The 13,780-nt window shown below is 66.9% G+C and carries 15 protein-coding genes; 2 read left to right on the top strand and 13 right to left on the bottom strand.

The annotated features are described in order from the left end of the window. Positions 1-3 precede the first annotated feature (3 nt). Entirely contained in the window at positions 4-1,056 is a 1,053-nt protein-coding gene (recA, locus tag KKR91_RS05870; RefSeq protein ID WP_210230607.1) for a recombinase RecA, read from the bottom strand. A 220-nt stretch (positions 1,057-1,276) separates the two neighbouring features. Beyond that, on the bottom strand, positions 1,277-1,498 hold the full coding sequence (locus KKR91_RS05865) for a DUF3046 domain-containing protein (RefSeq protein ID WP_210230605.1): 222 nt from the start codon (positions 1,496-1,498) through the stop codon (positions 1,277-1,279). A gap of 168 nt (positions 1,499-1,666) precedes the next feature. On the opposite strand from KKR91_RS05865, the gene KKR91_RS05860 reads away from it, so the two are divergent. Then, positions 1,667-2,140, top strand: coding sequence for a MarR family winged helix-turn-helix transcriptional regulator (locus KKR91_RS05860; RefSeq protein WP_210230604.1), 474 nt, complete (start codon positions 1,667-1,669; stop codon positions 2,138-2,140). 132 nt (positions 2,141-2,272) lie between these two features. Here KKR91_RS05860 and KKR91_RS05855 read toward each other — a convergent pair whose 3' ends face one another. The 6 genes from KKR91_RS05855 to dapA form a co-directional block, all read right to left on the bottom strand. Then, positions 2,273-2,698 (bottom strand): helix-turn-helix domain-containing protein, encoded by a 426-nt coding sequence (locus tag KKR91_RS05855; protein ID WP_210230603.1) that lies wholly within the window; start codon positions 2,696-2,698, stop codon positions 2,273-2,275. Positions 2,699-2,854: 156 nt separating this feature from the next. Next, a complete protein-coding gene (locus KKR91_RS05850) occupies positions 2,855-3,376 on the bottom strand; it encodes a CinA family protein (RefSeq protein ID WP_237687505.1) in 522 nt (173 codons plus the stop codon). Then, positions 3,373-3,900 (bottom strand): CDP-alcohol phosphatidyltransferase family protein, encoded by a 528-nt coding sequence (locus tag KKR91_RS05845; protein WP_210230814.1) that lies wholly within the window; start codon positions 3,898-3,900, stop codon positions 3,373-3,375. The genes KKR91_RS05850 and KKR91_RS05845 overlap by 4 nt, the downstream gene beginning before the upstream one ends. Before the next feature lie 92 nt (positions 3,901-3,992). Continuing rightward, positions 3,993-6,938 (bottom strand): FtsK/SpoIIIE family DNA translocase, encoded by a 2,946-nt coding sequence (locus tag KKR91_RS05840; RefSeq protein ID WP_210230601.1) that lies wholly within the window; start codon positions 6,936-6,938, stop codon positions 3,993-3,995. 100 nt (positions 6,939-7,038) lie between these two features. Continuing rightward, positions 7,039-8,730 (bottom strand): ribonuclease J, encoded by a 1,692-nt coding sequence (locus KKR91_RS05835; RefSeq protein ID WP_210230599.1) that lies wholly within the window; start codon positions 8,728-8,730, stop codon positions 7,039-7,041. 6 nt (positions 8,731-8,736) lie between these two features. Beyond that, the gene (gene dapA / locus KKR91_RS05830) at positions 8,737-9,669 is read right to left on the bottom strand and encodes a 4-hydroxy-tetrahydrodipicolinate synthase (protein ID WP_210230597.1); all 933 of its coding nucleotides are present in this window, start codon (positions 9,667-9,669) and stop codon (positions 8,737-8,739) included. A gap of 95 nt (positions 9,670-9,764) precedes the next feature. Between dapA and KKR91_RS05825 the strand changes: the two genes are divergently transcribed. Further along, entirely contained in the window at positions 9,765-10,931 is a 1,167-nt protein-coding gene (locus KKR91_RS05825; protein WP_210230596.1) for a heparan-alpha-glucosaminide N-acetyltransferase domain-containing protein, read from the top strand. A 40-nt stretch (positions 10,932-10,971) separates the two neighbouring features. Here KKR91_RS05825 and KKR91_RS05820 read toward each other — a convergent pair whose 3' ends face one another. The 5 genes from KKR91_RS05820 to moaC are packed head-to-tail and all read right to left on the bottom strand — an operon-like array spanning position 10,972 to position 13,716. Further along, complete coding sequence (locus tag KKR91_RS05820) at positions 10,972-11,436, bottom strand: hypothetical protein (RefSeq protein ID WP_210230594.1); 465 nt, start codon at positions 11,434-11,436, stop codon at positions 10,972-10,974. Positions 11,437-11,444: 8 nt separating this feature from the next. Then, entirely contained in the window at positions 11,445-12,203 is a 759-nt protein-coding gene (gene dapB / locus KKR91_RS05815) for a 4-hydroxy-tetrahydrodipicolinate reductase (protein ID WP_210230592.1), read from the bottom strand. A gap of 16 nt (positions 12,204-12,219) precedes the next feature. Then, on the bottom strand, positions 12,220-12,663 hold the full coding sequence (locus KKR91_RS05810; RefSeq protein WP_210230812.1) for a molybdenum cofactor biosynthesis protein MoaE: 444 nt from the start codon (positions 12,661-12,663) through the stop codon (positions 12,220-12,222). Between the two features lie 19 nt (positions 12,664-12,682). After that, on the bottom strand, positions 12,683-13,231 hold the full coding sequence (locus KKR91_RS05805; protein ID WP_210230591.1) for a MogA/MoaB family molybdenum cofactor biosynthesis protein: 549 nt from the start codon (positions 13,229-13,231) through the stop codon (positions 12,683-12,685). Further along, positions 13,228-13,716, bottom strand: coding sequence for a cyclic pyranopterin monophosphate synthase MoaC (moaC, locus tag KKR91_RS05800; RefSeq protein ID WP_210230589.1), 489 nt, complete (start codon positions 13,714-13,716; stop codon positions 13,228-13,230). The genes KKR91_RS05805 and moaC overlap by 4 nt, the downstream gene beginning before the upstream one ends. Between the last annotated feature and the right edge of the window lie 64 nt (positions 13,717-13,780).

Genomic DNA, 13,780 nt, shown 5'->3' with positions numbered 1-13,780 from the left:
CGCCTAGGCGTCCTTCGGAACGGCCTTGAGCTTCTTTTCAGCCGGTTCCTCTGCAGCCGGTCCGTCGATGCCGAGCTTCTCGCGCAGGCGGCGCTCCAGCTCGTCGGTCAGCTCGGGGTTGTCGCGCAGGAACTTGCGGGCGTTTTCCTTGCCCTGGCCCAGCTGGTCGCCGTCGTAGGTGAACCAGGCACCGGACTTCTTGACGAAACCGTGCTCCACACCCATGTCGATCAGCCCGCCCTCGCGGGAAATGCCGGTGCCGTAGATGATGTCGAACTCGGCCTGCTTGAACGGCGGAGCCATCTTGTTCTTGACGATCTTGGCCCGGGTGCGGTTACCGACCGGCACCGTACCCTCCTTGAGCGTCTCGATGCGCCGGACATCGATGCGCACTGACGCGTAGAACTTCAGCGCCTTGCCACCGGTGGTGGTTTCCGGGCTTCCGAACATGACACCGATCTTCTCGCGAAGCTGGTTGATGAAGATGGCGGTTGTGTTTGTGTGGCTCAGGCGGCCGGCGATCTTACGCAGGGCCTGGCTCATGAGCCGGGCCTGCAGGCCAACGTGGCTGTCGCCCATGTCGCCTTCGATTTCGGCGCGGGGAACCAGCGCGGCAACGGAGTCAATGACGACGACGTCAACGGATCCGGAACCGATCAGCATGTCCATGATTTCCAGCGCCTGCTCGCCGGTGTCGGGCTGCGAGACGAGGAGGGAATCCGTGTCAACGCCCAGGCGTGCTGCATAGATCGGATCAAGTGCGTGCTCGGCATCGATGAACGCGGCAATGCCGCCGTTCTTCTGCGCGTTGGCGACGACATGCAATGCGAGCGTGGTTTTACCCGAGGATTCCGGGCCGTAGATTTCCACGACGCGGCCACGGGGAAGGCCGCCTATGCCCAGGGCAAGGTCCAGTGCGATCGAGCTGGTGGAGATGGTCTCAGCCGGAGCGCGGACCTCGTCTCCGAGCCGCATGATCGAGCCCTTGCCGTACTGCTTATCGATCTGGGCCAGCGCTGCTTCAAGAGCCTTTGCGCGGTCGACTGCTGCTGCCATTCTTCACCTCGGTTGTTGTGGTTTTACGTGGCCCGAAGGCCGGTTGTCCTGCTCACCTACGACCATATGCGGCGGCACTGACAAAACAGCGGAGCGGACTGCCGTGGGGAGAGCGGAGCGGTTGTGCGGTCGTTTTGCCCCTTGTGTAGGAGCATATCCGCACCCGAACAGATATTCGAACATGCTCGGCGGCGTGTCCCGCTGCGGCTTGGCTCCGCGGTCACTTCTTCGGCTGGATGTCCCTGCCAAGACGACGCTCGGGAGGTACCTCCTGGATGTCGCAGACGGCCAGCCACACCGCTTTGGGTTCCACTCCGGCGCGGAGTGCGTCTGCCGCGGTCCTGCCCCCCAGGGAGCCCAGGACCAGATCGGCGGCCAGCACACGGGAGTAGGCCGGACCGAATTCTTCATCCATGAGCCGCCAGAAATCACTAAGTCGCATCGGTTAATCTTCTCACGCCCGGACCGTCGACCGTCGGCGTCCCTCCGGCTCCCGGGGCCTCTGAGTCCGGGTCCGCCTCCGCGTGCGGGTCCGCGTCCTGGCCCGGCTCAGCGGCACTCGGCCCGGAGGGCGGCTCGGTCGCTGCCGGCCACCCCTAGAATGGGAAGCATGAGCGAGCAGGCGCCCGGTGCGGAACATCCGGAGAATGAACCGGCGATCGAAACCCTGGAACATGCACTGTCGGTGCTTTGGCGGCGCGCCCGTTCCAACTCCCACAAGGTTGCGCGCGAGGTCCATCCCGATATGGAACCGGCCGCGTATGGGCTCCTGCTGTTGCTCCAGCAGCAGGAGGCGATGCGCCTGACGGACATCGCTGCAAGCATCGGCATCGGCAAGCCCTCTGTCAGCCGCCAGATCGTGATGCTTGAGAACCTGGGCCTGGTCCAGAAACATGCTGACCCGCAGGATGGAAGGGCCCAGACCATCTCCCTCACCGCGGAGGGCGCCCAGGCACTGGCCCGGACGCAGGCGGCGCGGAAGGAACTTTTCCGGACGCTGCTTGCAGGCTGGGAGCAGGAGGAACTCGTTCAGTTGGGTTCCCTGCTCACCAAGCTCAATGACTCCTACGCCCAGGCCCGGTAGCTGCACCCCCAAAAAACGCCCCGCGGGCCAAAGGCCCCGGACACAAAAAGATCCCCGCAGGCGGTGCGCCGGCGGGGACTTTTCGTAGTGCGGTGCAAGCTGTCACGCCAGCAACAGCCTACCGATGTAGGTCTAGGGTGTGCGGGCCAGATCCCGGGCCAGGTCCTCCGGAAATTCGCGGGCAAACTCGCGCGAGAATTCCGAGGGAACAGTGTCGGGTATGGCAATGCCTTCAGCACTGGCCACCCGGTCACTGACCTCACGAAGCATCAGGGACAAAGGCACGTCCAGCGCGGTGCAAATCGAGGAAAGAAGCTCTGAAGACGCTTCCTTCTGACCTCGTTCCACCTCGCTGAGGTAGCCAAGCGAAACACGTGCGCTGTGCGAGACCTCGCGCAGGGTCCGACCCTGGCGCTGACGGACGTCGCGCAGTACATCGCCAATTTCATGACGCAGAACAACCATCTTGCGCTCCTTTGGCTCCCGGTGTGCATCTTCCGCCAACCCTACATCCCGCCAGCGAATAACGCCGTTCACGGATACGGGTTGCTTAACCATCTGTATCGTCCTGCTCCCTATGTGGTCCGACTGCGGTTATCATCACCGCAGATATCTTAAGATCGTAGTCCGGAAACCTTGGCGGTTCCTGATACTAATAACTGCGCTCCTCCGGGTTTTGTTCCCCGTCGGTTCCTGTCCTGTCCGCCGGCCCCGTTACGCGCTATCCGCGAGGGCCCGGGCGAGCATTGACAGTGCTTCGTCGCAGGCACTGCGACGGATGGCTGCCCTGTCTCCGGTAAACAGAAACTCCCTGACCATTGTCTGCTCCGGGCCCGCCACCGCGATAAAGACACAGCCCACAGGCTTGCCGTCGTGCGGCTGGGGCCCGGCAACGCCGGTCGTGGAGATGCCGATATCGGCTGCCAGCAACCTTCTAACTCCGGCTGCCATCTGTTTGGCCACCCCGGCATCCACAGATCCGGCCGTCTCCAGCAATCCGCCGTCGACGCCCAGGACTTTTTTCTTAACAGAGTTGGCATACGCTACCACGCCGCCCTGCAGCACCGCTGAAACACCGGGCACCGTCCCCAGTTCAGCGGCCAGCATGCCCGCGGTCAGGGATTCGGCGGTGGCCAGGGTCAGCCCTGCCGTGACGGCTGCCCGCACCACATCGGCCGCGGAACCAGCCCCGGGAGCGGAGCCGGCATCGGCGCCGGCAACCGGTCCCGAACTCACTGACCCGGATTCTGCAGCGCCCTGCGGCGCAGCTGCACTGCCTTGATCACATAGTCGGCCCCGGTCACTACCGTGACAACAACTGCAGCGGCCATGACCGTGGCGCTGATCCACCAGGCCCAGGCCCCCAGCCAAGCGGCCAGCGGCAGCAGGAAGAGGAAGATCGCCAGGGTCTGGATCACGGTCTTGAGTTTGCCGCCCCGCGATGCCGCCATCACGCCGTAGCGGATCACCACGAATCGCAGCACGGTGATGCCCACTTCGCGGACCAGGATCACGAGGGTGACCCACCACCACAGCTCCCCCAACACCGAAAGCATGACCAGGGCCGAACCGATGAGCAGCTTGTCGGCGATCGGGTCGGCGATCTTGCCGAAATCGGTGATCAGGCCGCGGCTGCGGGCCAGGTCGCCGTCGAGTTTGTCGGTGTAGATGGCCACAGCGAAGGTGGCCACGGCCAGCCAGCGGAACAATCCGTCACGGCCGTCGTCGGCCGCAAGCAGCCAGATGAACAGCGGCACCATGAGGATGCGGATGACCGTCAACACATTCGCGATGTTCAGGGTGGGGGCTTGCCCGGTAGAAGAGTTGCTCACGTTTCCAGCCTAGCCGGGATTCAGTGACCGGTCAGATTCCAGGCGTCTTCGGATCCGCCTTCTTCGTCGTCGCCGTCGTAATACTCCGTGGCCTGAGCCCGTCCGGCCAGGTCCTGGGCCACCAGGTCCACCGGACCCGCCGGCTGCTCGGGTTCGAATCCATGGTTCGCGTTGGCATTGGCTGCCAGCGCGGCCGTCTGGGCGGTGCCCGGTCCGCCGGCACCGTTGGCGCCGTCGCCGCCGCTGATCGCGGCCAGGGTGGCCGCCAGGTCGTCCGGCTTCACCAGCACGTCGCGGGCCTTGGAGCCTTCGGACGGGCCGACGACGCCGCGGGACTCGAGCAGGTCCATGAGCCGGCCCGCCTTGGCGAAGCCGACCCGCAGCTTGCGCTGGAGCATGGAGGTGGAGCCGAACTGCGTGGTGACCACCAGCTCTGTGGCCTGCAGCAGCAGGTCCATGTCGTCTCCGATGTCGTCTTCGATCTGCTTCTTGGGCGCGGTGACCGTGACGTCCTCGCGGTAGACGGCACCGAGCTGGCCCTTGACGTGCTCCACCACGCGGTGGATTTCGGATTCCGTGACCCACGCGCCCTGCACGCGGATCGGCTTGTTGGCACCCATCGGCAGGAACAGGGCGTCACCCTGGCCCAAGAGCTTCTCGGCGCCCGGCTGGTCCAGGACCACCCGGGAGTCGGTGACCGACGACGTCGCAAACGCCATGCGGGAGGGCACGTTGGCCTTGATCAGGCCGGTGACGACGTCGACCGAGGGGCGCTGGGTGGCGAGCACCAGGTGGATGCCGGCGGCACGGGCCAACTGGGTGATACGGACGATGGAGTCTTCCACATCCCGCGGGGCGACCATCATCAGGTCGGCGAGCTCATCCACGATCACCAGCAGGTACGGGTACGCGCGGACCACGCGCTTGGAGCCGGCCGGCGGAATGACCTTGCCGAGCTTGACGGCCTTGTTGAAGTCGTCGATGTGCTTGAAGCCGAAGTTCGCCAGGTCGTCGTAGCGGGTGTCCATTTCGCGGACCACCCACTGCAGCGCCTCGGCGGCCTTTTTCGGGTTGGTGATGATCGGCGTGATCAGGTGCGGAACGCCTTCATAGGCGGTCAGTTCCACGCGCTTGGGGTCCACCATGACCATGCGCACTTCATCCGGAGTGGAGCGCATCAGGATGGAGGTGATCATCGAGTTCACGAACGAGGACTTACCGGCACCGGTGGCACCGGCGACCAGAAGGTGGGGCATCTTGGCGAGGTTGGCAACCACGAAGCCGCCCTCCACGTCCTTGCCGACCCCCATCACCATGGGATGTTCGGTCTTGCGGGCGGCGTTGGAGCGCAGCACGTCGCCCAGGGCCACAACTTCCTTGTCGGCGTTCGGGATTTCGATGCCGATGGCGCTCTTGCCCGGAATCGGCGACAGGATACGCACGTCCGAGGAGGCCACGGCGTAGGAAATGTTCTTGGACAGGGCGGTGACCCGCTCCACCTTGGTGCCCGGGGAGAGCTCGATTTCGTACCGGGTGACCGTCGGGCCGCGGCTGAAACCGGTGACGTGCGCTTCGACCTTGAACTGGTCCAGGGTGTTGGTCAGGGCGGCGACGACGGCGTCGTTGGCCTCGGAGCGCTCCTTGGCGGGCGGTCCGGCGGGCAGGAACTCCGACGGCGGCAGGGTGTAGGTCACGTCGCCGGAGAGCTGCAGCTGCTCGGTGCGCTGCGGGATGGGGGTGGCCGGGGTCAGGTTGCGGACCGTGCGGGCCGGAACCGGGGGCACCTCCGGAACCGGGGGCAGGCCGGGAGGCGTGCCCAGGGCCGCTGCTGCGGAAGGCACCATGGCGAAGGCTTCGGTGGGCGGCTCGGCGCCGTCGAACCCGCCGTCGAAGTCTCCGTCAACGGGCAGGCCCTGGTCGCGGCGGATCTTCTGGGTGGCCAGCTCGGAGCGGGTGGGGCGGCGTACGCCCGGCGGAACGGCCGGTTCCGCTGCCGCTGCTGCCGCAGCCGTGTCTTCCTCTTCGTCAGCCAGGAGGGCCCGGGCAAAGGCCTCGTCGCCGGCGAAGCCCTCGGCGGTTTCCTCCTCCTCGGCGGCGCTTCGGCCGAACATCCGCGACTTCTTTTTCGGTTCCTTGGGCGCCTTGGCCGGTCGCCGGTCGCGTTCGTAGAGGTAGCTCTGGTCGTGGGCCTCGGGATCGTCCGGGGCAAGGTCCTGGCCCATCAGGTGTTCGTAAAGGCCGCGCAGCCGCAGCGGAATGTGCCGGAACGGGGTGGCGGTGATGATCAGCAGGCTCACGAAGACCAGGACGCCGAGCAGGATGGCCACCGGCCAGCGGGTCAGGGCCACGGACAGCGGCCCGGCCACGAGGAACCCGACGATGCCGCCGGAAGCCCACAGCCGGTCGAAGCCGTCGGACAGCGCCGGGGATCCGCCGACAATGTGGGTGATGCCGGAGCCGGAGAACAGCATCAGGACCAGGCCGATGCTGATGCGGCTGTTGGCCTGGTGCCGTTCGGGATAGCGGAACAGCCGCACGGCGCCGGTCAGGAGCATAAAGGGCACGACGACGGCCATCCAGCCGAAGGTGCCGGCCGCGCCGGCGTGGATGACATCCGCAACGGGGCCGCGCAGGGCCCACCATTCGACGGTTGCCACGGCCAGGGCGGTGAGGATCAGGAAGAAGCCGGTGCCGTCACGGCGGACCTCACGGTCGGGAACGACGTCGGCGCCGAGTTTGCGGACGCCGGCACCTGCCAGCCGGGCCATGCCCATCCAGGCTCCCTGGACCGCGCGCAGCGGCAGCGGCAGCTGTTCGGCGTCGGCCTGCGCCTTGGCGGCGGCAGAGCCCCGTCCGCTGGTGGCTTTGCCTCGCGGCTGCGCCTTGCCGGAGGTTTTTGCTGAGGTGCTGCCGCCGGAACGGCTGGAAGCACCGCCGCGTGCGGCAGGGGAAGTACGAGTGGCCATAGGCTCCACGGTACCCGATAGGGCCGGACAAACCGCGGATTTACGCGTCTGTCCGGCCCTATCGCACCCATCCGGGTGCATACGGTGCAGTGGCCGCAGCCTAAGCTTCCAGGACCACCGGAACGATCATCGGGCGCCGGCGAAGGCGCCGGTTGACCCAGGTTCCAACGACCCGGCGGACCACCTGCTGCAGCTGGTGCGTGGTGTGGTCCTTGTTGGAGGTGACGGCTTCCTGCAGGGCAGCGCTGATCTTGGGCTTGATCTCATCGAACACGGCGTCGTCCTCGGCAAAGCCGCGGGCGTGGACCTCCGGGCCGGAGACGATGGTCCCGGTGCTGCGGTTGACTACGGTGATGACGGAGATGAACCCTTCCTCGCCGAGGATGACGCGGTCCTTCAGGTCGGTATCGGTAATTTCGCCGACGCTGGAGCCGTCCACATAGACGAAGCCGCATTCCACGGCTCCCACCACGCGGGCCTTGCCGTCGCGCAGGTCCACCACGGTGCCGTCGTCGGCCAGGATGACGTTCTGCGCCGGCACCCCGGTGGCTTCGGCGAGTTTGCCGTTGGCGATCAGGTGCCGGGTCTCCCCATGCACGGGCATGGCGTTCTTGGGTTTGAGGATGTTGTAGGTGTAGAGCAGCTCCCCCGCCGAGGCGTGGCCGGAGACGTGGATCTTGGCGTTGCCCTTGTGCACCACGTCGGCGCCGAGCTTCATCAGGCCGTTGATGACCCGGAAGACGGCGTTTTCGTTGCCCGGGATCAGCGACGAGGCCAGGATGACGGTATCTCCCTGGCCGACCCGGATGCGGTGGTCGCCGTTGGCCATGCGCGACAGTGCAGCCATCGGCTCGCCCTGGGAGCCGGTGGACATCAGCACGAGCTGGTCATCGGGCATGTCGTCGACGTTCTTCAGGTCCACCAGGATCCCGGCGGGCACGTTGAGGTAGCCCAGCTTCTCGGCGATGGCCATGTTGCGGACCATGGACCGGCCCACGAAGCAGACCTTGCGGTTGTGGACGGCAGCGGCATCCAGCACCTGCTGCACGCGGTGGATGTGGGAGGAGAAGGACGCCACGATGATGCGCTTCTTCACCTTCCCGAAGAGGGCCTCCAGGACCGGCCCGATCTCGCGCTCGGCGGTGGTGAATCCCGGTACATCGGCGTTCGTGGAGTCCGCCATGTACAGGTCCACGCCTTCCTGCCCCAGCCGGGCGAAGGCGCGCAGGTCGGTGATCCGCCCGTCCAGGGGCAGCTGGTCCATCTTGAAGTCGCCGGTGTGCAGCACGTTTCCGGCCGCGGTGCGGATAAAGACAGCCAGGGCATCCGGAATGGAATGGTTCACGGCCACAAATTCACATTCGAACGGCCCGAAGGACTCCACCTGCCCCTCGGTCACCGTGAAGGTGAAGGGCTTGATCCGGTGCTCCTGCAGCTTGGCCTCGATCAGTGCCAGGGTGAGCTGCGAGCCGATCAGCGGGATGTCGGCCTTCAGGCGCAGCAGGTAGGGCACCGCACCGATATGGTCTTCGTGGCCGTGCGTGAGGACCACGCCGACGACGTCGTCGAGCCGGTCTTCGATGTAGGAGAAGTCCGGCAGGATCAGGTCGACGCCGGGCTGGGTCTCCTCGGGGAAGAGGACGCCGCAGTCTACGATCAGCAGCTTGCCGTCGATCTCGAAGACCGCCATGTTGCGCCCGATCTCGCCGAGGCCGCCGAGCGCGACAATCCTCAGGGTGCCCTCTTCCAGGGCCGGCGGGGCGCTGATCCCCGGTGCGGCGGTGACTGTCATGGTGCCTTATGCCTTGTCTGCCGAAACGGGCCGGGAAAAGTCCCAGCCGGCTTCGGCGAGATCGGTCAGCACGGTCTCCATTTCGACGGCGTCCGGTGCCACCAGCGGCAGGCGGACTCCGGCGTTGGGGATCACGCCCTGCATCTTCAGGATCGCCTTGGCGGACATGGCACCCGGGATGTGGGTCATCACGGCGCGGACCACGGGGTCCAGCTCGAAGTGGATCCGGCGCGCGGTGGCGAAGTCCCCCGCTGCTGCGGCATCCACGAGGGCGCGGAACTGGCGGGTTGCCACATGGGCGCTGACGCTGACCACGCCGACCGCTCCGGCGGCCATCCACGGCAGGGTCAGGCCGTCGTCGCCGGCGTATACATCCAGGTTGGTGTTGGCCAGGACCTGGGTGACGGCGGCGAAATCAGCCTTCGCGTCCTTCAGCGCCAGGACAGCGGGGATGTTCGCGAGCCGGACCATGGTGTCGGTGGATATGGCGATGCCGGCGCGGCCCGGAATGTCGTAGACCATGATCGGCAGGTCGGTTGCGGCGGCCACTGCCTCGAAGTGGGCGACGACGCCGGCCTGGGTGGGCTTGTTGTAATAGGGCGTCACAACCAGCTGCGCGTCGGCGCCGGCGCGCAGGGCCCGGCGGGCCATCTCCACGGAGTGGGAGGTGTGGTTGGTGCCCGTTCCGGCAATAACTTTGGCCCGGCCGCCGACCGTTTCGGCGACAACCCGGAACAGGTCTTCCTTTTCGCTGTCCTCCAGAGTGGAGGTCTCTCCCGTGGTTCCGGACACCACCAGGCCGTCGCAGCCGTCTTCAACGAGCTTGTTCGCGAGCCTCGCCGTGGCATCGAAGTCCACGGCACCGTCCTCGGTGAAGGGTGTCACCATGGCGGTGACGAGGGTTCCAAACGGAAGTGCACGAATATCAGAGTCAGCCATGGGTAAAACGTTACCCGTTGCAGGTGCCCTTGGGACAACGCGGGACGCTGCCGGAGGCTGCGCGGGACCGCCTTTCGCTGTGAGACGATCGAAGGATGATCGGACGGCGGCTTACGGGCATCGATGCGGCCCGGGGCATCGCGCTTCTGGGCATGATGGCCACCCATATCTTCCCCCTCTACAACGAGCAGACCGGTGACCCGTCTTGGACGGCCCTGGTGTTTTCCGGACGTGCCTCGGCCCTGTTCGCCGTGGTGGCCGGTATCGGCCTGGCGCTGCTCACGGGCGGCAGCCAACCCCGGTCCGGACGTGCGCTGGCCGGGGACCGCCGCGGCATTGCGGTTCGTGCGCTGATGATCTCCCTGGTGGGACTGACTCTGGGAGGGCTGGACACCTCCATCGCCATCATCCTGTTCCACTACGGCATCCTGTTCCTGCTGGCCCTGCCCTTCGTCGGGATGCGGGCGCCCAAACTTGCCTTGTGGGCCGCCGCCTGGGTGGCACTCTCCCCCGTCCTGGCGTATCTGGTCCGGCCCTGGCTTTACGAAAACGTCTCACCATCAACGCTGGACGCGAACATCACGTGGGAGTCCTTCCTGGAGCCGGCGACCCTGCTGGCCGATGTCCTCTTCACCGGTTTCTATCCGGTTGTCCAGTGGCTGAGCTACCTGCTGATCGGCTTGCTGATCGGCCGGCTGCGGCTCGGTGAACTGCCGGTCCAGGTGGGCCTGGTGGCTGCCGGGATTGTTGCCGCCGCCGGCGCGAAGTTCCTGAGTTATTACCTGCTGCTGGAAGAGGGCGGGCTCGATGCGCTGCTGGCCACTGACTCCGGCCGCACCTGGCCCCTGGCCCGCATGATGGAGGTCAACCTGGCCGGGGTGGAGCAGACCGGCTCCTGGTGGTGGCTGGCCGTCAGCGGACCGCATTCGGGCACGCCGCTTGACCTGCTGCACAGCGCCGGGACGGCAGCGGCCGTCGTCGGCGTCTGTTTGTTGCTCACCCGGGCACGGCCGAACCTGCTGCTGCCGCTTTCCGCAGCCGGCGCCATGACGCTGACCCTGTACAGCCTGCATGTCTGGGCCATGTCCGTCACCGATGCCCAGCCGGTACCGCCGGATCCGATGGTGCTGTTCTGGGTTTCCGCCGCGGCGGCCGCCGGAATCGGCATCGCCTTCAACAAGCTGGGTTCACGCGGGCCGCTGGAAATCGTGACGCACGGGGCCTCCCAGCTGGTGCGGCACGGCTCGCTGTCCGGGAAATAGCCGTCCGGAAGACACGGTTTCCTGCCGGACCGGGCTGCCCCTACGGCGTGTAGAGCTTGCCCGCCTGGCGCATGGCCGAACGGGCGCGCTTGCGGTCACCGGCGGCGTCGTATGCGCAGGAGAGCCGGAACCAGGCACGCCAGGACTCCGGCTCGGCCTCGACCTCGGCCTGGTAGCGGGGGAACTCGGCATCGGCGGCCTTGCGGATGATCCGCCCGGCCGGGGTGCGCGGCAGGTTATCCACCGGCAGCCCGCCCTCCTCGGCGAGGATGTGCGCCATCGTTTCGGTCCGGCTGCCGAACTGCAGTTCGCGGATCAGTGCCCACGCGCCCACGATCGGCAGCACCAGGTACGCCGCGCCGAGGGCCTTGGCGCTGAGCTCATCGGCGCTCAGCAGCGTCCAGCCGCGCTGGACGACGATCACCATGTAGAAGACCAGCAGGACAGTGATCAGCAGGACGCCGATCTTGGCTTTGTTTCGGAAAAGCCCGGAAAAAAAAGACAACGTGTTCCTTACGCGTTCAGGTTCAGGTAACCGTCAAGACCAACGGTCAGGCCGGGGTGGGCAGCGGCTTCGCGGATGCCCAGCAGCACACCGGGCATGAAGGATGCCCGGTCGAAGGAATCGTGGCGGATGGTCAGCTGCTCGCCGGCCCCGCCAAACAGCACTTCCTGGTGTGCCACCAGGCCGCGCAGCCGGACGGAATGGACGCGGACGCCGTCGACGTCTGCCCCGCGCGCTCCCGGGAGCTCCTTGGTGGTTGCGTCCGGGGACGGTGCGACGCCGGCGTCGGCGCGGGCGCCGGCGATCAGCTGGGCGGTGCGCACCGCGGTGCCGGAGGGGGCATCGATCTTGTCCGGGTGGTGCAGTTCAATGACTTCCACCGACTCGAAGTACCGGGCGGCCTGCGCGGCAAACGCGGTGGCCAGCACCGAGCCGAGGGCAAAGTTGGGGGCGATCAGCACCGCGGTGCCGGGGTGCTCCGCCAGCAGGTCGGAGAGCCGGGCCAGCCGGTCCGCGTCCCAGCCGGTGGTGCCGACGACGGCGTGCATGCCGTGTTCGACGGCGAAGCGGACGTTGGCTTCGGTGCTGTCCGGAACGGTGAGGTCAACGACGTACTGCGCACCGGCCGAGACGAGGGTTTCCAGCGAATCCCCGCGGCCCAGGGCGGCGACCAGGCTCAGGTCCGGCGCCGCTTCGACGGCTCGGACGGCTTCGGATCCCATGCGGCCGCCGGCACCGAGTACCGCTACGGCAAGTTGCTCACTCATACCCCCAGATTACCGGTCACTGCGGGGCGTCGCTGACACCCACCCACTCGGTGCTCCCGTCGCCGAAGCCCTGTTCCTTCCAAATGGGAACGCGCGCCTTGACGGTATCGACCAGGTCGGAGCAGGCGGCAAACGCAACACCGCGGTGTGCGGCAGCCACCGCGGCGACCAGAGCGGCGTCGCCGATGTCCAGCGGACCGGTGCGGTGCCCCACCCAGATGCGGACGCCGTCGTACCGGCCGGCAATCTCGGCCGCAACCTCGGTTATGACCTGCTCTGCGGAGGGATGGGCGGTGTAGGACAGGGTGGCCACCGCGCGTCCGCCGTCGTGGTTGCGGACAATCCCGCTGAAACCCACCACGGCGCCGCACTCCGGCGACCAGGCGCCATCGGCGGCATGCCCGGCATCCAGCGGCAGGTCGGACACCGTTGCGTTGACGACTTCCGATGCGGGGCTCATGTTCCCGGGGCTCACGTTCTCAGTGCTCACGCCGGCCCTCCAACTGTCCGCAGATGTGGGCGATGATCGGCTCCAGCACTGCAAGTCCGTCCGCCACGGCGCCGGGCGAACCGGGCAGGTTCACGATGAACGTGCGGCCCGCGGTCCCTGCGTAGCCGCGGCTGATGGCGGCCATCGGGGTCTTGGTGCACCCGTACGCACGCAGCGCCTCCATGACCCCTGGCACCTCCCGCTCCAGCAGCGGCAGCGTCTGCTCGGGCGTGTGGTCGGTGGGGCTGAGCCCGGTGCCGCCGCTGGTGAGGATGACTGCCGGTTCAAGCGCCAGCATCCGACGCAGTGAATCGCCCACCCCGGGGCCGTCGGGCACCACTTCGGCCAGCACGACGTCGAACCCCAGGGCGTAGAGCCAGTCTGCGGCCAGCGGGCCGCATTCGTCCTGGTACTCGCCGCTGGAAGCCCGGGTGGAGGCGATCAGCACGGCGGCGGTCCGGCGCGGCGGCTGGGACGGAACATGCGGGGCCGGTGTGGAATGGGGCTGCTGCTGCGGCGTTGCAGGCTGGGAGGTCATAGCGTCCAGTCTCCGCTCTTGCCACCGGACTTGGCGAGCACCTGCAGGTCGGAGATGACGGCGTGCTTGTCCACGGCCTTGATCATGTCGTACAGCGTCAGCGCGGCCACGGACGCGGCGGTCAGGGCCTCCATTTCCACGCCGGTGAGCGCCTTGGTCTTCACCGTGGCGCGGATAACAACGTCGGCTTCCCCGGGTTCGAAGTCCACGGTCACCTTGGTCAGCGGCAGCGGATGGCACAGCGGGATCAGGGTGGAGGTCTGCTTGGCACCCATGATTCCGGCAATGCGGGCGACGGCGAGGGCATCGCCCTTGGGCAGCCCGCCCTCGGAGAGCAGCTTCACCACCTCGGCGGTGGTTTTCAGCCGGGCCTGCGCCGTGGCAATCCGGGTGGTTTCGGTCTTCCCTGACACGTCCACCATGTGGGCGGTGCCGTCCTCGCGGACGTGGGTGAGTCCGGGCTGCTGCTCGTCGGTGCCGGGCATGAATACACTCCGTTTCGGGGGAACTGGCCGATTCAAGGATCCGGCAGGTCGGGATTCTAGGGAT

This window comes from Arthrobacter jiangjiafuii, from assembly GCF_018622995.1.
Classification (GTDB): domain Bacteria; phylum Actinomycetota; class Actinomycetes; order Actinomycetales; family Micrococcaceae; genus Arthrobacter_B; species Arthrobacter_B jiangjiafuii.
The sequence above is the reverse complement of the archived record's forward strand: the minus strand, read 5'-3'. Positions and strand labels throughout refer to the sequence as shown.